The following is a 26,461-nucleotide window of genomic DNA, read 5'->3' as shown; positions in this document are numbered from 1 at the left end:
AAAGCGCTATCTCCTTTAATTCATTATTTTTCAAATTCTGTGTTGAGCGATTTTATTTGCGCTCGGCATTTATCCATAGGATAGTTAACGCAAGCCTACTAAACGTGCTGTAACTAAATAGGATAATCATGAAAAAAGTTTTACTTGCCACCGGCTTAATCGCCTCGTCATTTACTGCATTTGCAGCCAATTTAACCGTTGAAGAACTGCGTATTGAAAAAGCCAGCAAAGCCATGCCAAAGGTGTTGAGTGCTTTTTCTGATGAAGTGAACCAATTTGAAAAACAGTGGCAAGCGGCTGCTAGTTATCAGCAAGCAAGTGACCTTATTGATGATTACGCTAAACAATTATGGCGCGATGCCAAAGCGCGTATAATTAAAACCAACAGCTTCGACGACCGAGAGCTATATTGGGCGCGTTTACTTTCAAGCAAAATTATTCGTACCAGCAAACCCCAGTTTGCAATGACCGACAGCGAACAAACCGCGTTATTAACAATGCTCGAAAATGGCAGCCGTGGACGCACCGACCTTGATTACAGTAAAAAAACCGACAAACGCATTTTAATTACAGGTTTTGATCCCTTCTTATTAGATAGAAATATTAATCAAAGTAACCCATCCGGTGTTGCAGCATTATTACTTGATGGCCAAGTAATTAATTACAATGGTATTAGCGCCGAGATCAATACGGTGATGGTGCCAGTACGCTACGAAGACTTTGACCAAGGTATTATCGAATCATTACTTGCGCCATATTATGCACTTAACAATGTCGATATGATTGCCACTATCAGTATGGGCAGCAAAGACTTTGACCTTGAACGCTTTCCGGGTAAACGCCGCAGTGTAACGGCGCCCGATAACGCCAATATTGTGTATGGCGGCACAGCCACCGCACCGAAAATTTCGAGCCTAAACGACCGCCCTCTTCCGGGCAATGAGTTTGTAACGTTCAGCTTACCAGTTAAGCAAATGCAACAAGCAAAAGGGCCATTCCCAATCAACGACAATCACAAAGTCGCTACGCTTGAAAAAGCATTTGAGCCACAATCACTTAAAGAATTAGAAGGTGCGATTGCAGTAAAAGGCGGTGGCGGCGGCTACTTATCAAATGAAATTTCGTATCGTAGTATTCGCCTACGTGATGAGCTTAATTCAGACATCCCTACAGGGCATATTCACACCCCACGTATTCAACAATTTGAGCCAGAAACAGAAGCAAAAATTGTTAAGCAAATTAAAGCAATGCTTGAGCAGAGCTTGGTTGCAATTTAAAGCGTTAAGCTCAGCTATAAAGCAATAGCTGAGCTTTTTCCAATTCACAATTGATACTTATTGTGGACCTGTTCCGCCATTCACTTTACTGCCCAAAGAACTTGGATCATCTAATCGATATGGGTAAAGTTGAATATCACCGAATACTGTTGCCCCGCTATCACGATATTGATCAGTTGCAGAACTTCCAGTGTAAACATTTCCTGAGGCACTAAAATAACCAGAGCCTTGATTCCAGTGAGGTTTCGCTGAATTTTCAAAGTAATTATTTTCCACTAAAACCTCAGCGCCATTCCCCGCACTAATTGAAAAATAAGTAATGTTCTTCCAGTAATTATTAAACATATGCACACGAGAGTTATAGCCATCTACTTTAGGGTTTCGCCCTGCAGCTGTATCCCAAAAATTGTGATGCGCTGTTATTTGAGAGTTTCTGAATAAATGAGTATACCAATGCTGGTTAGCGCAAACTTGAGGGTTATATCCATAAAAACGATTCCAACTTAAAGTAACGTTTTGACTATTGTCTACATCAATATATCCATCACTGATTTTATTAAATGCCATGTGATCAACCCATACATGACTACTATCATCTATTGAAATAGCATCACCTGCTTCTACAAGGGCTGGGTTAATACCCTCAAGCATAATGTTCTTAATAATAATATTTCGCTGCTTGCTAATAACGAGGCTGGCACCAATTATTTTCGAGTTTTTACCTAACCCTTGCAGCGTTTTATTTGATTGCACAATGATACGCCTATCATTACGGGTAACATTCACGGTTGAGTTTGAGCTACTTCCCAACTCACTACAGCTTTGATTACCAACGGGAATTCTGTACCACGTCTTACCGTAATCTCCCCATTGACCACAATCAAGTGGACAAGCCGGTACCGTTCTATTGGCGGTTCGACAATCAATCACTGTGTTATCTGGGACCTGAATAACCGCAGCAGAGCCAGAACTCAATGCAGTACTTAAATCATCACAGCTATATACTGTGATGGCAGTGTTATTACCACCACCGGTCGTTGTGCTCAATCCATCTTGACCTGCTTGAGATGCAAAGCCTATTAAGTCACTAGGAGTGGTTCCGGTAGTCCCACAGTCGCCATTTACTGGATTAATAAACCATCTTTGTGAACTGATCCCAGCATCATCATTTTGATAAACATTTGCAGTATTATTTGAGCCTGCAACTGTCAAAGATTTACCAGTTAACTTATTGACGATATTGAAGCCGCCCGATGAAGATGCTTTTAACAACCAACGTTGATTAGCCCCTTGCCAATCATCATAAGCAATTATATTTGCACCATTTGATTGCGATGAGTTCAACACATCAAGAACTTTATTGTTAAATTTAGAGCGTATAATCCAATAGCCATCTGCTTCTTGAATAAGCTGAAACTTTTGGTTATTTCCACCCCAGTATTCGTAGCTAATAATATTCGGGGCTGAGCTAGAATCACTGGTATTTACATCAAGTGCAAGGCCAGAGCCTCTATTAATAATGGAATATACAGTGCCAGATTCAGGCATAGCACTACACTGTTGTGCATGAACAGCACTTTGAGCAAAACACGCAACTGCTAGTAGGCATAATGCTAACAGTTTAGTTTGGTTTAAAATCTTCAAGACTATCTCCTTTATTACATTTGTAATATAAAATTACATTATTAAAGAGATAGTTTAATTTATCCGTACCCAAAAGCACTTATTTATGTTTATTTTATGTAAACAAATGTTAAAAACTATCCAACAACGCAGCAGTTTCGACCTTGCTTTTTCGCTTTATAAAGCGCGTCATCTGCTATTTTAAACAAGCTATCTGAATCAAACGCCTCATTAGCAGCCTTACTAGCAACACCTATCGATAAGGTAACATAGCTTAAGTCTGCACGGCCTTGGTGAGTTATGTGAGCTGATGCAACGGCGTTTCGTAGCGTTTCAGCCACTTTGAGTGCCTCCTGCTTATCTGTATTGCTGAGCACAATTACAAATTCTTCGCCGCCATAGCGGGCAACAAAGTGACTGTCTGGATTGGTATTATATTTAAGAATATTGGCAACTTCACAAAGCGCTTTGTCACCTTGATCATGTCCATAATAGTCATTGTAGAGTTTAAAATGATCAATATCGGCGACAATCATTGAGATAGGCTGCGATGCTAACTCTGCATCGCTGGCAAGCTTTGCAAAATGTTTATCTAATGCCCGACGATTGGCAAGCGTCGTCATTGAATCGGTGTTACTGATATGCTTTAACTTCTGGTGGCGCTCTAATATTTCTGCGCGTTGATTTTCTATCAAAGTAAATAACTCATTCATACCTCGCCCGAGCTGGTGCAATTCGTTATTGCCAAAATACTCATCCCGAGCGCTAAAATCGTTATTACGTATTGCTGAATTTACCAATGTATAAAGCTTTCTGAGTGGCCTTAAAACCTGTTGATTTATATATAAATAAAACAAAATAAACACAGAGCCAGAGATCAATAAACCGGTAATTAAAGAGCTATCAAACAAGCTTCGGTCGTAAGTCCGTTCACGAGATGCGATAGATAGCACAAAAAGTAAGTCACCTGCTTGATCATTGACTCCTAAGTAAAGCCGTCGATTGTGTTGAGTCGTCTCAACTGCACTCCTTTTTTCACCAAACACCCTAATTAGATGTTCCTTATATTTTGGTGCTTCATCAGTGCCATAAAAGCTAATATCATTTGCTAACCCAGGTGTTAGATTTTCGATAAAGCCTTCATCAATAAAGCTCCAAAGCAGTAAAGTACCAACAAATTCGCCTGTGCCATCAGACCTAGTTACATTGTAAGCAACCGTCACGGCTGGCGTTTTATCTATAGTAATAAACCGGACTTTATGAATTGACTCAGATTGGCTAGTAGTTATATCGTCAGATAAGATTATTAGGTTGTTTTTTATCAACAAATTGGGGGTTTCTAAAACCGTTGGTGAGTAAGGCTGATAATCACTATTAAAGCTGCCACCGCCAATTATATTTGCCTGCGTATCATATAAATACCAACCATTTACGTCTAACCGCTGTAGTGCGTCAGCGATAACATAATCACTATTAAACCACTGAGTATCACGTTGCTGTGCAGCTTCATACATGGTATCCCAAGCTGAGCTATCGAAGACCATTTTTGACAACGCATCAAGCTCTTGCTGAAGCTGTGACTCCACTCGCTGAATATCAATCCGGTCATTTTGTCTTGTCATCGCTTCAAATGTTGGCAATATCCAAAAATGCCTGATGATTGTTTGCGCCAACAAAATAGTAAAACACGCAGCAGTAAAAGCAAGTAATAAGCGTTTTTTGAGCCTCGCACCAATCACCATAAAATACCAAACCCAACAGAATCAAAAGTACATTAGTACTAAAAAGTATAACCTTGTTTGGTCAGTTTGCTTGCTAGGCTTTAATTTTTCAGCAAATGTGGAACTCTATCCATACTAAAGTTCAACGGTGAAAAATTGTAAAATTTCTCATTACATCTAAACTTTTAGTATTGAATTTTGTTGAGCTACTGTATGAAAGGTATCGTCTTTACCGTGCTTTTAGAAATGGTCGAAAAAACTCTTTTAATTTTATTTTGATGGGCTGCCAAATGCCAAAAATGGATGGATAGTTTGATAATTGAAAAACGACACACACAATCGGCAGAGTTTCTTCGTTTTAACGGCCATGTGTTTGTTGTTGCTCCGTACAGCGGGAAAGCTTGTATCCCGCTTTATTGCTTAACTAAGCCCTAAATAACAGAGCCTAGAAACAACAAAGCCACCTTAAGTTGGTGGCTTTGTGCTTTATATCTGATTCACAGTAAATTAATACAGTTCAAATAGTGGACGTCCATTTTCGTTGTACTTCACTTCCATAACTCGAGCGTGGCGGTTTGGATCGTAAAGCGGATCTTTTACAATCTCTTCAAGTGGACGGGTATCTGTTTTTGGCACCACACTTGGTTCACCAACTGCGTGCTCATAGTCACGAGCATGGTAAATACACAGTGGTGTTTCACCATCTTCAGCTACTGTAAAACAGTTATGACCTGGGCCGAAAATTTTCTTTTCAACACTTGTTTCAAGCACTGGCATACGTGTTTTAGTCCACGAATTACGATCAAGTAAATCGCTGTTTTCATCGGCTTCCATATAGCCCATACAGTAACATGCACCTGTTGCGCTTGCAGAGAAAGCAATGAAGATTTTACCGTTATTTTTAAGTACTGCCGGGCCTTCGTTTACCCAAAAGTCGACACGTTCCCAATCGTAATCTGGTGTCGTCAGCATAAACTGTGCTGTTTTTAACTTAATTGGCGATTCCATCTCCGCTAAATAAAGGTTTGATGCAGCAAATTGACCGCCGGTTTTCTCTGCCCAGCAAAAGTAGCGCTTACCGTTATTTTCAAAAATGGTGGCATCTAAAGAAAAATCAGTGAACGACTTTTCATCGCCCTCAGCCGCTTGCATCATGCCAAGCTCAACCCACTCATCATTTAGCGGATCTTGGCCTTTACACTCAAGTACATACGGGCGTAATGCCCAAATATCATCTTCTTCACTGGCAGCAAAGTAGATATACCATTTGCCATCGAGGTAATGAATTTCAGGAGCCCAGATATGGCGACTCATTGGGCCGCTGTCATGTTTAAACCAAATATCAAAGGTTTCAGCGTCTTTTAAGCCCTCTAATGTCGCAGACTTACGAAGTTCAATGCGGTCATAAGTTGGTACAGAACCTGTAAAATAATAAAAACCATCGCTGTGCTTATGCACAAACGGATCGGCACGCTGCTCTACTAACGGACTGTTTGTTTGTATTGTCATCTTGAAACCTGATCGTTAAATTTTAATTTGTATTATTTTATTACTTTTAAGTAAGAACACAAATATAACATTATTTTTAACAGACAGTGAAAAGAAATGTAAGGACAGGCTATAAGATGCCCAAGCTTTATTGGCAAAAATTAAGGAATAGCATTACATGGAATAGGTTTAATATGGAGCAGCAAGCTTAAGGCTTCTCAGTTAAACCTCAAACTTGCTTGAATAAAAAGGGGGATCCCCATCCACCCTTGATTTAGGTATCGCTAAAGCGATTTGGCTTTATATATTTTCTTTGCTTTTGTCGAAAGCACCACATCAACAGGCATAACATCTCCCGATACTTTTTTAACCGTTAAAGTATGCGCTCCCGCTGCTAAATCATGTTTTTCAAACACAATACTTTGTACTTGGCGGTAGTTGTTACCATCAAAAATAGAGTATATGCCTTGTGATTTACCATCTAAGAAAACCTCAACGTTCCCATGGTTAATGTCCTTTGAAGTCGCAAAGACAATACTCGAACCACTAAAGTCATAACTAAACGACGCACCATTGACAGTAGTCATATGCAAATCTTGCTTATATTCGCCAGTATTTGTTTGCTCAGATCTCACCCAGTTGCCATTTTCGCTATACTGAATTCGAGGATCATCATCGTTTACAAGCTCTAAGCCTGAATAAGTGGTATCAGATGTTGTGCCAACCGTGTTTCCTACCGTTTGAATTTGCACTAAGCGGTCAACTATCCAGCTGCCGTTTGGATTAATAGCCACATCTAAAGTTGTGACACCCCCAGCCCTTGCGATGTCTTTTACTCGGTTTGCTACCTCATTATTACTGTATTTTAAGCTGCGCTTAACTTGCCCCCAGCCACCAAATAATGGATCTTCTTGCGAGGTATACGTAAAGCCATGCCATTGCACTTTTGTACCGAGCGCCGTGGTTACTTCACCTGATTTTGGAATAGGCGGTAGCTCATTATGCTCACCTTGAGTGTAATTACTTTGTGGGTCATTCGGAATAAAGCTGTACTCAAAACCATCACTAATAGTAATCACTGCATTCGGGTTACCACTACGCACTGATTTCGCTAGCTGATCAGCTACTGGGTAGTCATTATTAGCCGCAAGTTCTTGCTGCGATTCATCTGCTTGATACCAACCATCAAACCACCAACCGGCAATATTATCACCCCAGGTTTGGGCTCTTTCACTCACAAAGCCATTGATAAACCAGTCTGGATATGGCGCTTTCACTTTTTTGCCCGTCCATCTATCACCCAAGTGTGAAGGTAGATATGCAATTAGCTTGATGCCTTTTGCTTTAAGCGCCAGCGCCAAATCCAGAACAAGGTCACGGGTTGGCGTATAATCAGCCTGATTAGAATTAACTTGTGTGATACAACCCGGTGCAATTTGTTTACTTGGACATGCAGGTGAGTGTAAATCGTAAATATCACTGGTCGTAGATAAGTAACCACGGTTTTGGGTAATGGTAAAAATTACATAACGATAACCAAGCTTGGCGGCTTTATCAGCATAATCGTTGACATCAAAACCATTAACGTAGTTATTCCACTCGTTATAGTCTGTAATTTGGTACCACGCATTATCCATAGTGCCACCAGCAAGATAGTGATGACTAATCCCCCACTTGGCATCTTGCATCCATTTAACTTCTTTAGGTAACTCTGCAGCACCCACATTAATACTACTTGCTAAGGCAACACCAGATAGGATTTTATGGATTTTACTATTCATAGCAACTAAACCACATGAAAATAAGGAATGTAACGAGCCTATTAAATTTACAAGCGAGCAACAATTAAATTACACAAAAACAAGCAACTACCATTCATTCGTTTCATATTTAACGCTTTAAAATTATTGGTATTTTAAAAATGAAATATTCTTATCAATATGAATTTTCTTATTTACCAATTAAAAAATGTTAATAAAAAAGCCATACGATGCTTATTTAAAAACAACGTATGGCTTGCGACACAACTAGGAGTTTAAATTGTTATACTTCTTGCCTTAATGAGGCTATCACTTTCGGCATTTTACGCTTTACAACCCAACCAGAGGCCACAATCACAATTAAGTAATAGCCAAAGGTTTGCCAATCTTCAAATAAGGCATTACCAATACCGAGCAGTAGCGAGTAAATAAATGCAATACTCGCAACACAAGCAATAGCGTTATCTTTAATCCCCGCCGCAATTGGTTCAATGCCTGTTAAATCTCTGACTTTTTTCCAGCCGCGGCCGTGGATTTTTAAGCGACTATAAAACTCAATGGTTTTTGGGCTTGGGGTTTTACTTGAGGCCATTAAGGTAACAACTAAGCACACAACCAAGGTTGTCATCGTGGTTGCTAGCATGCGCACGGCAAACCACTTAGCCTCGCCTTCATCGGGTAATATGTACATCATCGCATTACCGACAATAACGGCAGTAATAAGCGCGCTAATTTCAGACCACACATTTATTCGCCACCAATACCAGCGAGCGATGAGTACCACAGAGATTGGAATGATGATTACCGAAATATATTCATAAGCGCCTAGAATACTTTCAAGTTGCGTCGTTACAATCAACGCAAAAAGAGTTAGAGCTAACATGCTGATCCGAGCAGCCTTAATGTAATGTGCTTTTTCTCGGCCTTTAACTAAGTAAGGCTCGTAAACATCATTGACTAAATAAGACGAGCCCCAGTTAAGTTGAGTATCGAGCGTACTCATAAAAGCAGCAAGTAAAGAGGCGACCATAATGCCTTTTAAACCAACTGGTAAGAATTCATCTATCATCATTGGGTATGATTGCTCTGCATCTACCAACGACGGAAAGTAAACCAAAGAGGCAACACCCACGATAATCCAAGGCCAACTTCTTAATACGAGATGGCAAAAAGCAAACCAATATAAGCTTAACATGGCATCTTTTTCACTGCGGGCAGCAAGTGTGCGTTGTAAGAAAAAGCCAAACCCAGGCGCGTAATTTAGCCAGCCGATACACACTAAAATAACAAAAGTTGAGGTTTTTAGATCCCATTCAAAGTCGGGGATCATTTTGAGTGTATCGCTATTAAACCCAGGAGAGGCCTCTACCGCAGCAACGATGCCACCGTGATCTTGTAAGTCGACATAAACGATAACAGCTAATACCACAGAGCCGACAATAGCTAAGGCAAACTGAATTAAATCGGTATACACAACACCATATAAACCAGACATCGCGGTATACACGACCGCTGCAACAGCTAGCATAATCAAAATAAGCGTGGTCGCTGTGATAGCACCAAACAGAGGAATGTCGAATAGGGGTTCAGGGGAGAGGCCCAAAATCACCACAATAATTTTCGACATAGCGAGAGTCACTGAGGCAATGATAATACAGTTAACAAATACACCATCAAAAATAGCTTTAAAAATTCTTAAAAAATCAGTGGCTTTACTCTTATCATATCGCTGTGAGATAAGCTCAATTTCGGTCAGTGCTTTTGATCTTCGCCATAAATTAGCAAAGAAGAACACCGAAATTATCACGCCAATTACACTCACCCACCAAATCCAGTTTGCGTAAATGCCTTGCTCTCGCACAGCTCCTGCTACAAACAAGGGTGTATCAGATGAAAAGGTGGTGGCCACCATGGATGTGCCCGCGATATACCAAGGTAAAGATCGCCCTGCGACAAAAAAATCAGCCGTACTTTCACTGGCCTTTTTTGTAAAGAGCATCCCGATAACAACCGCTGCTACTACATAAAATGCAACTATTAACCAATCAATTAAGACCATGTGAATCCCCCGATGTGTTTTAATTTTTATTTAGGTAGCTATCAAATTTTTTCCATGTTTCTGTCATATCGATAATCGAACCTGTTTGCCTAGCTTCATCTAACTTGATGGCGGTGAGCCCCGCTTGCAAAGCGTCAACAATGGATACCGGTAAAGGAGTCCCCCTTTCAAAATAGGCTATCCAATCTGCCGCCATTTCTTCTTCAGCGCCGTAGTGCATCGAAATTGAATCATCGTGTAAGTACGTTTTATCAATCAATGCCCCTGAGGTAATACAGTCATGCACTTTGAAATAGTTACGCACAAAGTCACCTTCAGCCATACCGAGTGTGCCAAATACACTAAAGTGTCGGTAATCGTTCGGTACATTTAAGTTAGTATGAAAACTCAGATTTATGCCATTTTCATATTGAATGAGTGCGGTTTGGTGATCCACCAGCTCAGAATCGTTATCAAACACTTCATCTATGCCATTCCAGCGTGACTTGCGCTGATGATAGACAGGATGCTTGCCTAAGTGCTTGTTCTCAGGCGTAAAGGTTCTTCGACCACCAAAACTGGCAAGTTTAGCTGGGCGACTTTTCACAATGCCCTGATAAAGATCTAAGTCGTGACAGCATTTTTCTAATAAGAAGCCGCCCGATAGCCCTTGATGTCTGCGCCAATCTCGCATAAAAAACGCACCATGCTCTGGCGGAATATGCTCTGATGCCTCAATACTGGTGATTTCACCCAGTAATTTAGATGATAAGGCTGCGACCAAATCTTTATACAAAGGCGCATAACGAAGCACCATACCCACTAAAATTTTATCGAAGGCATTATGTTTAGCGATAAGCTCAAGCACGTCGTAGGTCTGCTGCTCAGACATCACAATAGGTTTCTCTGCAAAAATGAGTAATCCTGCTTCAATGCCAAGGCGTAAGTGCTCTAAATGCATATGATTTGGAGAGCCAATCATCAGCATATCAAGCTGCTCATTTTGCAACATCTCTGCAAGTTCGTCATAAGCGCGCATCGAAATACCATGCGACTGCATATACTCAACTTTTACAGACTCAGGGTCGGCATAAGCAACCAAATCAAAATTTGGAATAAGCTCATGCATCACTTTGGCAACATAACTTAACCGGTCGCCTAAACCACAAATTCCTACTTTCACAATTTTATTCCTACAAGGTACGTTAATAACTCAAGTTAGTTACCTTGCACTTGAACAGTCAATCACTTGTCTGCGCTTTGTGAGTGGGATTTTTTTTATGAAATTCAGCTCAACATGGGTTTTACATACAAAACAATCTTCAATTAATAAAGGTTCTAGTTAGCTGTACGTTAAATAATCTCATCAAACTAGAGGCGGCATATACGCTCTCTTTCATAACAAAAAATTTACGTTGAACGTTGTTCAAAAATTACTTCAACCATTTAATTTTTAAATAAAAATCAGAAAACCTTTATTGACCAAAACAAAACAGTTGGGATATACAAGCTACTTTATTACCAAATTCAGGTGATATTTCAGTGCATAAGCGCTCTTTGAGACTACACTTATGTATAAGGTTTTAATCTAAGAATAAGTAATTAGAAGTACCCGATGACAGAGAAAGAAACTAAATATAAAGCGCCCGCTCTTGAGAAAGGCATGGCGATTATAGAATTACTCGCAAGAACCCCGGAAGGGTTAAATCTGACACAAATTTCTGACTCATTAGGGAAATCAAAAGCTGAAATTTTTCGTATGGTGGCGGTTCTAAATGATCTCCACTACCTTGAGTTTTTTCAAACTGAACGCGTTTATAGGCTCTCACTCAAGCTTTATCGGCTTACTCACCGCTACGCGCCAGTTCACCACCTAAATAATGTTGCCTTTCCTATCATCCAAGAATTGTGTAGTGAAATTCAACAATCTTGCCACTTAGTGGTGTATTCAGACGGTGGTGGATTAATTTTGTCTCACCAAGATTACGACACTAACAGTAATTGTTTAACCCTACCCGTTGGAGGAAGAGGCCCCCTTACCGATAACTGTGCCGGTCACGTGCTATTAGCATTTGCATCGTACGACAACCGAGAACGAATGCTCAAAGCATACCAAGAAAATCACCCTGACTTGTCTCTTGATTTAATGGCACTGCGAAATATTTGGCTACGCGTAAAAGAACAAGGTCACGAAGCCATGCCAAGCCCCGTCCTCGCCGGCGTATATGATATAGGCGTGCCCATCTTTGATTATTATCATAATGCCGTCGCTGTGCTACTCACTTCAATTCTTATGTACCGAGACGAATCTCGAAATGCCGACTTTGAACATGTGATAAATAAGTTAAAAGAAACCTCACTTCATATTTCACAGAAAATGGGCTTTGATGAAGAGACCTAAACCATAGTGCTTTTCTTATGATTTTCCATTCTTACAACTACTCAAGCAATATACTGGTCTTTTGGTATGCGCAATTCTTTTGGTGAATACGCAACTAGCTAATACTATTTTAGGAATTTTCCCAAAATAACCGTTAACACAAATTCAACCATTTTGTTTCATTTATAAAACATCACTCTTTACGAAATTTTAACTAAGAAATCTTGATAACGCAGCCTGCAAAGCGTGTTGACGGTTTTTTAGTCTTTATATATCACTGAATGGACATTTGAACATTCACGAGAATAATTCGCCAAGAGCGATGGGGGTCAATATGATGAAATTCACCAAAAGCCAAATAGCCTTATCTGTTGCTTTATCCCTGATGGGTAGCACAGCAATGGCAGAGGAACAAAGTACAGCTAAGGATGTTGCACAAGATGATATTGAAGTAATCGCTGTCAGCGGTGTGAGACTGAGTTTAAAAGAAGCTATCGCAACCAAGCGTGGCTCTGACAAAATTCTCGACTCTATTGCTGCCGAAGATATGGGTAAATTCCCAGATGAAAACGTCGCTCAGTCTCTGCAACGTGTGCCAGGTATTTCAATTGACCGCCCTCGCGGTAGTCCAAATGGGGGGACTAATGGCAGTACCGATGGTCGACTAGGTGGTCAATATGTACAAATCCGTGGCTTACCAGTTGATTTTACACAGGTTACATTAAATGGCCGCTCTTTAGCATCAGGTCGCAGTATTGGTCGTCAATTTTCTTTAGATGTACTGCCTTCAGAGCTTATTGGTCAGTTAGACGTTTATAAAACAGTTTCAGCAGACCAACTCGAAGGCGGTATTGGTGGCAATGCAGACATTAAAACCCGTAAACCGCTAGATGCAGATGAAGTTGGCTTTTCTGGAGCTTGGTCAGCTGAAGGTGTGTACAGTGAGCTGCCAGATTCAACCGACCCACGCATTTCAGGCATTGTGAACTGGAAATCAGACGATGAAAAGCTCGGTGTACTGGTAGGTGTAACCTACTCAGAGCGTCAAACCCGTGAAGACGAATATTTCTCTTGGGGTAATGTAAACTTTGGTCCAGGCACTGGAGATGGTGTTGAAATTCGCCCTGACCTTGCAACCGTTCCAGGTGGTACAGATGATGGTAGTATCGATTACCCTAATTCTCTTTACCCTATCGAACCCCTTACTCAATACTATGGTGATGAGCGAACTCGTACTGGCTTAAATGCTGTTATCGAGTTTCAACCTAGCGACGAGTTAAACATCACATTTGATGGTTTATATGCAACATTCGATGTAGATGAAACAGCGCTACAGTTACCTGCTCGTTTCCAATTCCGTGGCCCACAAGACCCTAGCCTGTGGGTTGCAGCCGACCTAAATGACCCAAACGGTCGTGGTGTAGGCGGTATTTTCCCATTCCTCGTAACCGAAGCTGTGGTAGAAAACGATAACCTGGTTTATGCCGTTGCACCGCAAACCCAGTTCCGTAGTGTATCCGAGTTAACTAAGATTGAGTCAGATACGCTTGCTTTAGGTACTCATGTAAATTGGGCGCCAAATGATGATTGGGAACTTGATTTTGATATTGGTTACTCTAAAGGTGAGCAAACACGCGACCTTAAAAGCGTGCTATTACAAGCATTTGCTGACGTAGTGTATGATGCGCGTAATCCAGATAATGGTATCCCTGACCTATATGTTACTGGTACTGACTTAAATGACCCTGATAACTACCGTGTAGCGTTTGGTAACTCAAATGCACGTGACGTAAAAGATACATCTCTGTCGTTTGCCGTTGACGCAAAGTACTTCTTAGACAATGAGTACTTCACAAGCCTAGAAACAGGTGTACGTTACACACAACGTTCAAAAGAAATCAAAGCCTATGTAGGTAACAGCTTCACAGGCTCGAACGGGGTACCTGATGTACTGCCAACATCTGCAATTAATCTACTTGATTTCCCTGTTGATGATTTCTTAGGTGAAGCTCCAAACGCCAATGTTATCCGCAGCTTTGTGATTGGTGATCCAACTGACTTCCACAATAAATACGGTGTTGAGCAACAATTTGATAGCATCAGCTCATTCAAAGTTGAAGAAGATATTGCAGCGGCATACGTAAAAGCGAACATGGCCTTTGATGTTGCAGACATTCCAGTAAAAGGTAATGTGGGTGTGCGTGCAGTAACTACCGACGTTGAAGCAACGGGTGCATTACCTGTTGAAATCGTTATCCGCAGTGCTGGTGACTTCGATGTAGTTGGTGAAACCAGCTCAACAGGCAGTAGTTACACCAATGTGTTACCAAGCTTAAGCTTAAATGCAGAGCTAACTGACGAAGTGTACTTACGCTTTGGGGCTAGCAAAACAGTAACGCGTCCTACACTTTCGCAGTTATCGCCACGCTTTACTTTTAGCACCACCACACTAACAGGCTCTGCGGGTAACCCGGCGCTTGAACCATTTGAGTCTGATTCACTCGACTTATCACTTGAGTGGTACTTCAATGATACAGGTTTAGCAAGTGTTGCTTTGTTCCAAAAAGACATTGATGGCTTTGTATTTAACTCAAGCTCACCAGAAACAATTGCCGGAATTGATTGGGCATCGGTAGACCGTCCACGTAATGCGGCATCGGCAACAATCAATGGTGCAGAGCTTAGCTTCCAAACTGCTTTTGATTTCTTACCAGCGCCATTCGATGGCTTAGGTATGCTCGCAAACTATACTTACACAGACAGTGACACTGACTTTGGTGATGGCTTTGAAGGTCAAACATTCAGCTATACTGGCTTGTCTAAAAATGTATATAACCTAGTTGGTTACTATGAAAAAGGCCCAGCGTCAGTACGTTTATCTTACAACTATCGTGAGAAATACTTACTTGAACCTTCTTTCGGTTTCTTCGCTGGTCCTCGTCATGTAAACGACTACCAACAGCTTGATTTAAGTACGTCTTACAAAATCAATGACAACTACTCATTGACCTTTAACGTGACCAACTTAACCAATGAGCGTTTCGACCGTTACTTCAATAACGACGAATCAATCATTGCGACAACCAACTTTACAGGTCGCCAATACTTCGTAGGTATTCGCGGAACCTTCTAACCCATTATGTTGTTGTAGGTGATGAACCTAACCCAAAGCCTCCTAACGGAGGCTTTTTTTATGAAACCAACTAAAAAAATGCTGCACCAACATCATTGGTAAAGCACCTTAAAATTTAAGTATTTAAAAAGTACCTGTTTATACTTTAAATTTACGTCTACAGGCAACCATAGCAATTAATAAAGACATTAAGTAGTAAAGACTACCGCCTGAGTCTGAGCTGGAATCAGAGCTTGGTCCTGAATTATCTGTTTTACCAACAATGTTTATAACTACTGTTTTAGTATCTGATGAAGCAAATCTATCTTTTGCTCGATAACTAAAGTTTACTGAGTAAGAAGACTCCCCTGTCGGTTCGTATACAAATAATCCAGTATCTTTATCAAAACTAAGCTCACCAGAGCTTGGGCTCGTTACTAGTTCAAATTCTAACTTATCACTATCTTCGTCATTACCAATAAAACGACCATTAACTACCGTTGAGTAATATGTTTCATAACTTAAATCTGTAGCCGTCGGTGTTGTATTTGTTAATTCAACAACAACATTGGCAAGCGCAGTCTCTTCAAGCGAGTCTTTCGCGGTAAAAGTAATTGAAACAGGCTGTAAAGATTCACCACTCGGCGTGTATTTTATTTCACCCGTATTTTGATCAAGTAATTCAATTTGACCATGTTGAGGCTCATTTTTCACAGTAAAAATAAGTGGCTCATCATCTGCATCTGAGGCAGGCAAATTAAGAATCAAAGGTGTATTCCAGTGCGTTGTGATCGTAGAGTTCTCAACGACCGGAGCCTGATTAGTTAACGTAACTGTAAACTTTGCAAGCTCAGAACGTGAACGACCTTTTACTGTATAAAACGCTAATTCATCAACACCTACAGTGCCGTTAGGCGTATATGTGAACTGTCCTGTTTGACGATCAATAAACGTTAACTGGCCAAGGCTAGGACTACTTTCAAAAACCACAAAGTCAATATCACTCAAATTAAGGTTAACTTCGAGCGGCGAAAGCACATGGGATGTTACCTCGCTATCTTGCGGTTTAGCTAAAGGGGCTGGGGCTTCATTCGAGAAAACCTCTATAGATTTTCCTGATAGCAATGAATAATCCACACCATTATAAGTTGCACTTACTATAGAACTACGTTGATTTGCACGCGTTACTTCATAAAGCAGTTCATCATTATTTAAATCGTACTCTCCAAACTTATCTTCACAACTAAATAAGATGAAGCCTGCACGTTTAGATACTATATTGTTTAGTGAATTGTCACATAATTTAGCAACTTCAGACTTTTCTCCAGTTTCCGTCAAAGAGAATAAAAGGCCATATTGATTGGCAGCATATAGTGCTTTTTCACCACCGATAACAACCCCCTCTAGCGACTTAAAATAGTCGTTTAAAGAGTAATTAGTTACACTATTATCAGTGTAATTATATTTGACTAATTGGTTACCGGTTAAAGCAAATAATTCTTTACTGCTTTGTTGTGTATCTATGCCTGCAACTATGCCAGAAACCCCACTCCAAAAGTCATGTAAACGAGGTGAACGCTTAATTAGTTCACCAGTTTGTCCGTTAAAAACTCGTATGTATGAGCCTTCACTTCCGGTATGCGATGCGCCATTGCCAACAATTAGCTCTAAGAAACCATCTTGGTTAATATCATAAGCTTCAATTGTTGAAATTTGGTCGCCACTTTCAAAAGGTACCGTATACAGTAAATTTCCATTATCTGGGGAAAATACTTGTATGTTCCCTGCGTAAGACCTTGATCCTGCAACGATTAAATAGTTTTTATCATCATTGAATAAATCAGCAGTAATCACATACTGGTAGTCATTCCAGCCATCGGTTAAATCGACATTGGTTAGTAATTGCTCGTTTGTTTCGATATCAACAACTTGAAGTTTATTTGTACCATTTTCAGAAAAAACAACATCAATTCCACCTTTACCGTCAATATCTGCAAGACCTAATAAAAACTGCGAGTAACTAAAGATCGTTTGCGACCATTGCTTAGACTTATCTTCTACAGTATGAATATGAAACCCATCATCACCTGAAGACGTATAACCAGCTCCCCACGCAATATCTGTTTTACCATCAAGATTAAAATCGTCTACTAAAATACTTGAAACACTGTGTTCAGGGTTATTGATCTGCCAAAACTCCTGACCAGTACTTAAAGATAAAGCATGGATTTGCCCCCATTGACCATCGCCATATACTAGGTCTTGAGCGCCATCATTATTAATATCTGCGACTATAATTCTTGAAATGTCTAATTCGCTATTAGCTGTCCACATGACACTGTCTGTATTTGGGCTAATTAATTCAATCGAATACCAACCATTCCCATTGATTACTTCATCTAAACCATCTTGGTTAGTATCAACACTTTGTAAATGGATACCTGTTAGTTGCGTGCTCAATGTTTTTGTATAATCTATTGTATTTTCAGAGATACGATACAACTTGCCATCTTCAAGCATTAATTCATGAGCATTTTGTTCGGTAAACGAACCAACAACAAATTTGTTACCGTAATACTCAAGTTGGGAAATAACAGACAGGTCTGACTGATCTAGTACCAAGATCTGACTATTGGCAATTGCAATAAGCTCGTCCTGACCGTCGTTATTAATATCTCTTGCCATAACTGATTGGCTAGAAAATATCTCCTTTGTACTTTCAACTTTCATTGTTAGTAAATTAATTTTTACTATCTGATTGCTCGTCATAAGTATTAAATAATAAGTATCATCGGCAATGCTTTTTAACAATGTACTATCAGTGATGTAATCCTGAGAATCGAAACCTTCAACGACTGAATATTGATTATCTTTATACTCAATAATATTAAAATCGTTTTGTTGCACCGAAATAATTTGCTTATTACCGTTACCGAGCAAGTCTACAGAATAAAGGCCATTTAGACCTGTTGAATTACCTAAAGAGTAACGACGAAATACAGATGTTAAATCTGGGCTTTCATCTGCAAGGGTATTGGATAAGTTAATCCCTGAAGCTCTGTCTAAATCTGCTTGCGAATTGTTTTTATCGCGGCTAGTAAAATAAGTTTTTTCGTAATTAATCTGTTGCGAATTTAAAAGTGTCGCATCACCATATTGGTTATAATGTGCAGTATTTTCTGTGGCTAAAAGTGATTGCGAGCAAAATAGCAACGCAAGGTATGGAAGCTTGGTCATTTCCCTATCCTAAACAACTTATAATTTTTATTTTACTCACAACAAAAAACTGTTTTCTTATTATGAGATTAAGCAGACGATTTTCCTCTATTAGAGACATTTATTCAAGAATTAGATTATGAACTCTTAACTAAAAGTATCTAATTAAAAGCAAGCTATTGTTCGACTAACTTTCTTAATGAAGTCACTTCACGGCTTGTTTCAGAAAGCCCTACCTTTGTGGCACCACCCACTAGCCAAATTTCGCCGTCTAATGTAACAGCTCCTAAACCGTGGCGAGGTGTTTGCCATTCGAAAGTTTTGTGCCATTGCTGCTTGGTTAAATCATATTTATAAACCTCACGGTCAACTCCTTGGCTATGTTCACCACCAAACACAGTAATAGCATTATCAATAACTGCCGCCGCATGCCCTGCTCGTGCTTTAGGGAGTGCTGCATGTGCTTGCCAGGTGTTTGTTTCGGGTAGGTATTCGAGCATGTCAGTGATAGGCTCGCCGCCAATGGTTCTGCCACCTAACACAAACCAACGGCCGTTTACTTGTGCACTTGCCGCACTGTTTCTAGCCGAAGGTAAGGGTGCAGCTTCTTTGAAGGTGAAGCTTTTAGGATCAAAAATTAAATGCGCACTCACATCTAAACTATGCTGCCATTGGCCATTTTTCTCACTGCTTGGGCTACGTCCACCTGCTAAGTGCACTTTACCATTAAGCACTGCGCCCACAGTCTCACTTAACGCAAAAGGCAAACTCGCCACCTTTTGCCATGCTTTAGCGCCTTTATCTAGCATTAGCACATCACGGCTATTGGTCCATTGGCCTTGGCTATTAACAAAACCACCAAAGGCAAATAGTCTGTTTTCTACTGCGATTAAATACGTGTGATGACGCCCTTCAGGCAAACTAGGAGCTGATTGCCAACTAGAATACTCAGGCGACCAATAATGGACTTTTGCAGTCATCTTACCCGCTGATGCTGGTAGCTCAGTAGAGATGCCCCCAGCAACCCAAATTTGTTGATTCATTACTGTAGGGTAAATTTCTTGTATAGCCTCAGGGAGCTTTGGTGCTAACAGCTCTTTTGCCGATAACGTATAAGGTAAACAAGTAATAGAAAATGCTAACAACAATTTGGCTAAACGCATATAAATCCTTAATAAGCAGTTGATTAGCTAAAGACTAAGCCAGCTGTACCTATTCGTACACTGCCAAATAGTCTTACTCGAACAACGATTACTATTCCTAAATGACACTAAATTGATATATTATAACAAAACACTTAGCGTATTTTGTTTAATCTTATTAAGGGTCACTACTATGAGCAAACTTCCCGTCACCGTGCTCTCTGGCTTTTTAGGTGCAGGTAAAACCACTGTGCTCAGCCATATTTTAAATAACCGTGAAGACAAAAAAGTGGCTGTAATCGTCAATGATATTAGCGAAATAAACATTGATGCTGCAACAGTTAAAAACGATGTTTCGCTTAGCCGCGGCGAAGAAAAACTAGTAGAAATGAGCAATGGCTGTATCTGCTGCACACTACGTGAAGACTTACTCATTGAAGTACGCGCTTTAGCACAAACGGGCCAATTTGATTATTTAGTTATTGAGTCAACGGGTATTTCAGAACCCCTTCCGGTTGCCGAAACATTTACCTTTGCCGATGAGGATGGCGTGTCACTTTCTGATGTTGCAAGGCTTGATACCATGGTCACGGTCGTTGATGCCGTTAACTTTTTAAACGACTTTAACGAAGCCAAATTTTTACAAGAAACCAACGAGCATTTAGGTGATGAAGATGAGCGAAGCGTAGCCGACTTACTTATTGATCAAGTTGAGTTTGCTGATGTCATTTTAATTAGTAAAACAGACCTAATTAGTGCCGATGAACTTGAGAGTTTAAAAGCCATTTTAAGCTCATTAAATACTTCCGCAGAGCTTATTGCCATTGAAAATGGCCAAGTTGATATCAACACAATTTTGGGCACGGGCCTGTTTAACTTTGAAAAAGCTCAGCAAGCACCTGGCTGGCTAAAAGAACTGCGCGGCGAGCATACCCCAGAAACCGAAGAATACGGTATTAGCAGCTTTACTTACGGGGCCCGCCGCCCTTTTCACCCTGAAAAATTTTATAACTTTATTCATAACAATCAACACGAAGGGAAATTACTTCGCTCCAAGGGCTACTTTTGGTTAGCCTCTCGACCACAATTTGCTTGCCAATGGAATCAAGCTGGCGGCATAGCCCGCTATGGTTTTGGCGGGATATTTTGGAAAGCCTTACCGAAAGATCAGTGGCCAACAGATAGCGACTACTTAGATTCAATTAACCAAGTATGGCAAGAACCCTTTGGTGATATGCGCCAAGAGCTGGTTTTTATTGGTCAAAACCTCAATCAAGCAGCGATCATTCAAGCTCTCGATAACTGCTTACTTAGCGACGATGAACTATTAGCAGGCAAAGCGCTTTGGCAAACCCTGCCCGATCCATTTCCTGTTTGGGAGGAAGCATAATGACAGCCTACGCATTAGAGCATGACACTGATAACCTACCATCAGCGGCAGCAACAGCGCTAAGCCCTGTGGTGTTTTCACAAATATATAAACCTGAGCATAACATTGCAATTTGGCAGCGTAACTTAACTGAACAGCTGCAATCAGAAGTAGCTGAGAGTATTACAGCCAACCCAGAACTCAGTATTAACGCTGTGATCAATCAAAATACCATTGTGACTGACATAAATAAGGCCCTTGAAAAACTACCTCAAGCAGAAGAGCTTAAGGCCGACCTGGCTCAGCTCGTTGATATGTTTTGTTATTTATTTGAATTAAAGCGCATCGGATTACGCCTAAGAGTACTTGAACGTGCCATGTGCCCACGTTTTCATGTTGACAGAGTCCCTTGCCGGTTAGTCAGCACCTATTGTGGTAGTGGCTCACAGTGGTTGCAAAATGCAGGACTTGATCGCACTAAACTTGGCGCAGGGCATCAAGGATTAAGCGATGAAGAATCAGGCTTAATGACAGCAAATACTAAAATTCACTCTCTAAATGTCGGTGATGTAGCCCTATTAAAAGGCGAAACTTGGCAAGATAACGAAGGCAAAGGCCTTGTGCACCGCTCACCAGCACTCGCTGCTGGCGAAAAACGGCTACTTGTAACCCTCGACTTTATTGCTTAATACGAGCGTACCAACTGCGTCTATTAATTCTAATAGGCGCTATTTCATTCAAGAACACACAACAACTGCTCATGGCTTTAAATTAACGAAAAGCATACTAAGCGCACTTGCAATTGCTGATAGAGCAAACATCCTTAGTAACAAAATTAAGACATTCCCCGCACCACCAGCAAAAGTGCCTTTCGAAACCATTTTTTATCATTTAAATCTAGTTCTAGTGAGTGCTTAGCCATCGAGCCCATAAAAATCCCTTTTGTATTAATGCTTAATAGAAGCAACCTTTTTGTTCCTTAAACTTACACACAACCAAAGCTCGCACGTAAATACTCAAAGAACTAATAAGTTAAGTCCCCTTAGCTAATGGCCGTGCTGTATTTAATCAAAAACCAGCTAAGCTTCGTATAACAAAGAAATTAATTTGTGTGAGTTGATATGGAGCGCCTTTTTCAAAATAGTCGGTTTTTAGTCATCATCGCGATTATCACTACAGCAATTTCATCGTTACTTGTTTATATAACCTGTGTGAACATCGTTTTTAATGTTGTTAAAACAACGATTATATCTTTGCCTGACTCTGCTAAGGGAGGGAAAGAGATGATAGTCGAGCTTTTAAAAATTCTCGACCTATTACTGATTGGTATTACTCTTCAAGTTATTACCATCAGCCTTTACCGGCTATTCATTTCGCCTGCAACCACAAAGAGTAGCCAGTTTTTGGCCGCCTTTCATATCGAAGATTTTCATGACTTAAAAATTACCTTAGTGCAGGTAACATCCGTCATTTTAGTGATTCTGTTTTTAGAACACGCCGTTGAATTCGGCGGCACAATAGAAACCCTCTACCTTGGTATTTCTATTGCGATTGTAGTTGCCGCCTCGACCTTTGCATGGCGCTCAATGAAATAGTGAACACTCACAAACGTTAGTTTACTTTTTCAGGGTAACGTAGCTGATATTGCTCTTTCATCACGCATTAAACTGCTCAAGTAAACCGCTCTTTTGGCTATCTTTAGCCAGTTCTAGCAAATCGATTTTTAAGCACTAAAAAGGCGTAACACTTCATGTTACGCCTTTAAATTTAAGCCCTAAAGTGCAAGCGCTAATATTTGCTTAACCTTCGCTAAGTCAATATCACCGTGTTCACCTAGCGTTGTTATCTCATTCTTTTCTAAGTTTTTAACAACCGCGTCGATTGCTTGTTCATCAAGGTCATAGTCAGCAAGGCGTGTTTTAACAGCCACTGCTTCAAAGAAGTCTTGCACTGCTTTAATCGTTTTATCGATTTGCTCAGCTTCATCGTTATAATTAAAACCAAACACTCGCTCACCAAGCTGTTGTATTTTAATAGACTTTTGCTCTTTTTGAACATGCATTAGCGCAGGTAAAACAATCGCCAACGTTTGTGCGTGATCAAGATTGTAAAGTGCTGTTAATTCATGACCAATCATATGCGTAGACCAATCTTGCGGTACACCTTGACCAATCAAACCATTCAGTGCCATTGTAGCCGACCACATAACATTGGCTCTTACATCATAGTTTTGCGGCTCGCTCAGCGCTTTAGGTCCTTCGCTAATCAAAGTTTGTAAAATACCTTCTGCAAAACGGTCTTGTAATGGCGCATTTACTGGGTAAGTTAAGTACTGCTCAATAACGTGTACAAATGCATCTACAACACCATTACTTACTTGGCGCTCTGGTAACGAAAAAGTATATTCAGGATCAAGTACTGCAAAAACAGGTTGCACACTCGGTGATGAAAAAGCACGTTTTTGCGACGTCTCTTTTTTAGTAACCACTGAGTTACCGTTACTCTCAGAGCCAGTTGCAGGTAAAGTTAAAACTGCACCAATAGGAAGCGGGTTACTAAACTCAGCACCTTTAACAAGGATATCCCACGGCTCACCTACAAAGTTATAAGCTGCTGCAACAAACTTAGCGCCATCAATAACGCTGCCACCGCCAACAGCTAGAATAAAGTTAACATTCTGCTCTTTAGCAGTTGCCACAGCTTGCATCAGCGTTTCGTATGTTGGGTTAGGTTCAACACCACCAAACTCAATCACGTCAACATCGGCTAATGCACTCATTGCTTGGTCGTATACGCCATTTTTCTTAATTGAGCCACCACCAAAAAGTAATAGTACTTTAGCGTTTTCTGGTAAACGTGACGTGATCTCACTCATTTGACCTTTACCAAACAAAATTTCGGTTTGATTTTTATAAATAAAGTTCAACATTTAAATGCCCCTTAAATTAGGTTTAAATTGCTAATTAGCTAATTTACTTAGCTAACATTTCTAAAAGCTTTTCTGCTAATAATTTATCTGAAAACGGGTTTTGCCCCGTAATGAGTTCGCGGTCAACAACCACATTAGGCTGCCACTCACTAGCGAATGCCATATTTCCACCGGCCTTTTCCATTGCCATAGCAGGATAGAACTTAAGCTTTTTACCTTCTAAACTGCTTTCAAAAACACGTTCTTCAGGGTCTGAAAAAATAGTCATTTTATAGCCGTCATAAATCCAGTTATTGGCTGATGCTTTTTCGCCATCTTTTATCGCTTGATAATAAGAATTTGGCTGAACTTGTGCCGACAACAACGTAATTGGGCCATGGCAAATTGCCGCTGTTGGTTTACCTTGCTTATTAAAATGACGCAAAATCTCACCCACTTCAGGGTTGTTTGCTAAATCAATTAAAGGCGCATGGCCGCCTGGGATAAACACAGCCTCATATTGGCTTAAGTCACCCGCTAAAATTTCGCTTAAACTTGCGGTATCTTTGATATCTGGTAGCGATGCTACAAAACGCTGAATGCTCTGCATTTTAGCTTCATTACCATCAAAGTAGTCGGTACTCACTGATTTTTTATCTACTTGAGGCGCATTACCTTTGGGTGTTGCAAGGACAAGCTCATAACCCGCATCGACTAATGCTTTCGCAGGCACACCAAATTCATTTAAGTAGTAGCCTGTTTCAATACTCTGGCCGTCAGCTAAATCCATGGTTGTTTCACTTGATAAAATAACCAAAACTTCGCCTTCACCCGCCACTGAAAACATCGACATAGTTGATGCAGCAACAAGCGTTAGTCGCTGTAATATCTTTTTCATAACTCGTCCTCTTAGAAAGTGAAGCCATCATAGTTGGTTTGCGGGGCGAGTAGAATTCGGATAAATTAAGAGGAGCAATCAGAATATTTATGGCTCGTACAGTTACATGTCTTATCTCACGCAATTAAAAACCTTTGTTGAAGTTTATCGTTGTAAAAATATTACGAAGGCAGCGGCTAATTTAGGCTTATCTCAGCCTTCGGTGACTTCCCATATTCAAGCAATGGAAGCTGTAGTCGGTAAATCTTTATTTGAGCGTAAAGCCCGCGGTGTTACCCCCACTGCAGCGGCACATGATTTAGCGCTGCAGGTTTCTGGTCATATCGATATATTAGAGCAAAAGATCATGTCGATAAGGGCACGTTCTGATGCCGCACATGGCACTATAAATATCGCAGGACCTGCCGAATATATTAGTAGTGTGTCAGGGCCACAAATTGCCAACTTACTGCAATCTGGCAATGTAAACCTTGTTCTGCATATTGGTAATAAAGTAAGTATTTTTGACGCATTGCAATCAGGTACTGCAGATATTGCTATTGCCGCATCAGCGCCTGATCCAGCACTATTTGATAGCCTAGTGCTCGACAAAGAAAAGCTAATTTTGGTGATGAACCGTCTACATGGAAGAGAAATCAAAGACAGCACCATTACCGCAGATTTACTCTCTAGCTACAATGTTGTTGCTTATGATGAAGAGCTGCCTTTGATAAGACAATACTTTGAAGCTGTATTCAACGCAAAATGCCACTCAAACGTCATTGCTATTTGCCCAGACATACGTGCTATTAGCAATATTATTCGCTCAGGCATTGGCTATTCTGTATTACCCGATTACCTTTGTCGCGATCAGATAAAAGCCGGAGAGCTTGTGCAACTAGGACCCGAAGGCCCAGAAAACATAATTTACTTAGTTTGGAACAAAGGGGCACTAAAGCACCCCCGTATTGCATTTGCCAAAGATGTTATTTCGGCCTTTGCAAATATTAATTACTTTGCAAACTAAGCAAGGCCTGCTTTGCGTTATCAGTTTGGTTTATCACCGCGAGACTGGCGTAATGCATTCCGCCAAACATAAAGCTTAGGTATAATTAGCTTTTCGACTAGATTTTGGTTTTTAAATGAAAAAGCTTTCTAAAGTACAATTAAAACAGCAAGCCCTTGTATTAAATGTTGCCGACGCCCTTGAAGAGCAAGGTCGCGCAGAGCTTGAAGGCATGTTGCAATGCTGGTTTGATGTGGAATACCACTTATTCCCAGGCTCATTGCTATTATGTTTTCAATTTGAAAACCAGCAATCACTCGATGCAGCGACCCCAGAACTATTAAAATGGCAAAAACGCCTAAGTGGCGCAATGCTGAAAAAAGGCGTGATTTTAAAAGACATGCGCAGGCATTTAGTATTTACCCTAAAAGGCCCAGACGATTAAATGGGGTGAGGGGTGAGTTGCGAGTTAGCAAGTTAGCAAGTTAGCAAGTTAGCAAGTTAGCAAGTTAGCAAGTTAGCAAGTTAGCAAGTTAGCAAGTTA

General features: G+C 40.5%; 18 protein-coding genes. 8 read left to right on the top strand and 10 right to left on the bottom strand.

What is annotated here, in order from left to right; genetic code table 11:
• The first annotated feature begins 128 nt into the window (after positions 1 to 128).
• A complete protein-coding gene (locus HUS61_RS13440) occupies positions 129 to 1,277 on the top strand; it encodes a hypothetical protein (RefSeq protein WP_175082699.1) in 1,149 nt (382 codons plus the stop codon).
• Positions 1,278 to 1,334: 57 nt separating this feature from the next.
• Here the strand turns inward: HUS61_RS13440 and HUS61_RS13435 are convergent, their stop codons facing one another.
• From HUS61_RS13435 to HUS61_RS13410, 6 genes are all read right to left on the bottom strand, one after another.
• Positions 1,335 to 2,921: an RICIN domain-containing protein gene (locus tag HUS61_RS13435; protein WP_175082698.1), complete on the bottom strand. Its 1,587-nt coding sequence runs from the start codon at positions 2,919 to 2,921 to the stop codon at positions 1,335 to 1,337.
• Between the two features lie 116 nt (positions 2,922 to 3,037).
• Positions 3,038 to 4,642, bottom strand: a complete 1,605-nt coding sequence (locus HUS61_RS13430) for a diguanylate cyclase (RefSeq protein ID WP_175082697.1) — start codon at positions 4,640 to 4,642, stop codon at positions 3,038 to 3,040.
• Between the two features lie 486 nt (positions 4,643 to 5,128).
• Entirely contained in the window at positions 5,129 to 6,130 is a 1,002-nt protein-coding gene (locus HUS61_RS13425) for a family 43 glycosylhydrolase (protein WP_175082696.1), read from the bottom strand.
• A 263-nt stretch (positions 6,131 to 6,393) separates the two neighbouring features.
• Positions 6,394 to 7,890 (bottom strand): hypothetical protein, encoded by a 1,497-nt coding sequence (locus HUS61_RS13420; RefSeq protein WP_175082695.1) that lies wholly within the window; start codon positions 7,888 to 7,890, stop codon positions 6,394 to 6,396.
• Between the two features lie 262 nt (positions 7,891 to 8,152).
• Entirely contained in the window at positions 8,153 to 9,928 is a 1,776-nt protein-coding gene (locus tag HUS61_RS13415) for a sodium:solute symporter family protein (protein WP_175082694.1), read from the bottom strand.
• A 19-nt stretch (positions 9,929 to 9,947) separates the two neighbouring features.
• A complete protein-coding gene (locus HUS61_RS13410; protein WP_175082693.1) occupies positions 9,948 to 11,090 on the bottom strand; it encodes a Gfo/Idh/MocA family protein in 1,143 nt (380 codons plus the stop codon).
• A gap of 432 nt (positions 11,091 to 11,522) precedes the next feature.
• Between HUS61_RS13410 and HUS61_RS13405 the strand changes: the two genes are divergently transcribed.
• Together HUS61_RS13405 and HUS61_RS13400 are read left to right on the top strand one after the other, a co-directional pair.
• Positions 11,523 to 12,308 carry an IclR family transcriptional regulator gene (locus HUS61_RS13405; RefSeq protein WP_175082692.1) on the top strand — a complete coding sequence of 262 codons (786 nt, stop codon included), beginning with the start codon at positions 11,523 to 11,525 and terminating at the stop codon, positions 12,306 to 12,308.
• Between the two features lie 313 nt (positions 12,309 to 12,621).
• Complete coding sequence (locus tag HUS61_RS13400; protein WP_175082691.1) at positions 12,622 to 15,420, top strand: TonB-dependent receptor; 2,799 nt, start codon at positions 12,622 to 12,624, stop codon at positions 15,418 to 15,420.
• Positions 15,421 to 15,558: 138 nt separating this feature from the next.
• Here the strand turns inward: HUS61_RS13400 and HUS61_RS13395 are convergent, their stop codons facing one another.
• Together HUS61_RS13395 and HUS61_RS13390 are read right to left on the bottom strand one after the other, a co-directional pair.
• Complete coding sequence (locus HUS61_RS13395) at positions 15,559 to 18,636, bottom strand: Ig-like domain-containing protein (protein WP_175082690.1); 3,078 nt, start codon at positions 18,634 to 18,636, stop codon at positions 15,559 to 15,561.
• A gap of 155 nt (positions 18,637 to 18,791) precedes the next feature.
• Positions 18,792 to 19,778 (bottom strand): kelch repeat-containing protein, encoded by a 987-nt coding sequence (locus HUS61_RS13390; RefSeq protein ID WP_175082689.1) that lies wholly within the window; start codon positions 19,776 to 19,778, stop codon positions 18,792 to 18,794.
• A 172-nt stretch (positions 19,779 to 19,950) separates the two neighbouring features.
• Here HUS61_RS13390 and zigA point away from each other — a divergent pair, with 172 nt between their 5' ends.
• The 3 genes from zigA to HUS61_RS13375 all read left to right on the top strand — a co-directional run bounded on the left by zigA (position 19,951) and on the right by HUS61_RS13375 (position 22,721).
• Positions 19,951 to 21,147: a zinc metallochaperone GTPase ZigA gene (zigA, locus tag HUS61_RS13385; protein ID WP_175082688.1), complete on the top strand. Its 1,197-nt coding sequence runs from the start codon at positions 19,951 to 19,953 to the stop codon at positions 21,145 to 21,147.
• Entirely contained in the window at positions 21,147 to 21,815 is a 669-nt protein-coding gene (locus HUS61_RS13380) for a DUF1826 domain-containing protein (protein WP_175082687.1), read from the top strand. Before zigA ends, HUS61_RS13380 begins: the two co-directional genes overlap by 1 nt.
• Before the next feature lie 432 nt (positions 21,816 to 22,247).
• A complete protein-coding gene (locus HUS61_RS13375; RefSeq protein ID WP_063529685.1) occupies positions 22,248 to 22,721 on the top strand; it encodes a YqhA family protein in 474 nt (157 codons plus the stop codon).
• 179 nt (positions 22,722 to 22,900) lie between these two features.
• Here the strand turns inward: HUS61_RS13375 and HUS61_RS13370 are convergent, their stop codons facing one another.
• Together HUS61_RS13370 and HUS61_RS13365 are read right to left on the bottom strand one after the other, a co-directional pair.
• On the bottom strand, positions 22,901 to 24,055 hold the full coding sequence (locus HUS61_RS13370) for an iron-containing alcohol dehydrogenase (RefSeq protein WP_175082686.1): 1,155 nt from the start codon (positions 24,053 to 24,055) through the stop codon (positions 22,901 to 22,903).
• 43 nt (positions 24,056 to 24,098) lie between these two features.
• Positions 24,099 to 24,932 (bottom strand): type 1 glutamine amidotransferase domain-containing protein, encoded by an 834-nt coding sequence (locus HUS61_RS13365; protein WP_175082685.1) that lies wholly within the window; start codon positions 24,930 to 24,932, stop codon positions 24,099 to 24,101.
• A 106-nt stretch (positions 24,933 to 25,038) separates the two neighbouring features.
• Here HUS61_RS13365 and HUS61_RS13360 point away from each other — a divergent pair, with 106 nt between their 5' ends.
• Together HUS61_RS13360 and HUS61_RS13355 are read left to right on the top strand one after the other, a co-directional pair.
• Positions 25,039 to 25,938: a LysR family transcriptional regulator gene (locus tag HUS61_RS13360; protein ID WP_175082684.1), complete on the top strand. Its 900-nt coding sequence runs from the start codon at positions 25,039 to 25,041 to the stop codon at positions 25,936 to 25,938.
• A gap of 115 nt (positions 25,939 to 26,053) precedes the next feature.
• On the top strand, positions 26,054 to 26,362 hold the full coding sequence (locus HUS61_RS13355; RefSeq protein ID WP_058585610.1) for a hypothetical protein: 309 nt from the start codon (positions 26,054 to 26,056) through the stop codon (positions 26,360 to 26,362).
• The last annotated feature ends 99 nt before the right edge of the window (positions 26,363 to 26,461 follow it).

It is taken from the genome of Pseudoalteromonas sp. 0802 (genome assembly GCF_013350085.1).
Lineage (GTDB): Bacteria > Pseudomonadota > Gammaproteobacteria > Enterobacterales > Alteromonadaceae > Pseudoalteromonas.
Note: the sequence above shows the minus strand (reverse complement) of the source record. Positions and strands in the feature narration are given on the sequence as shown.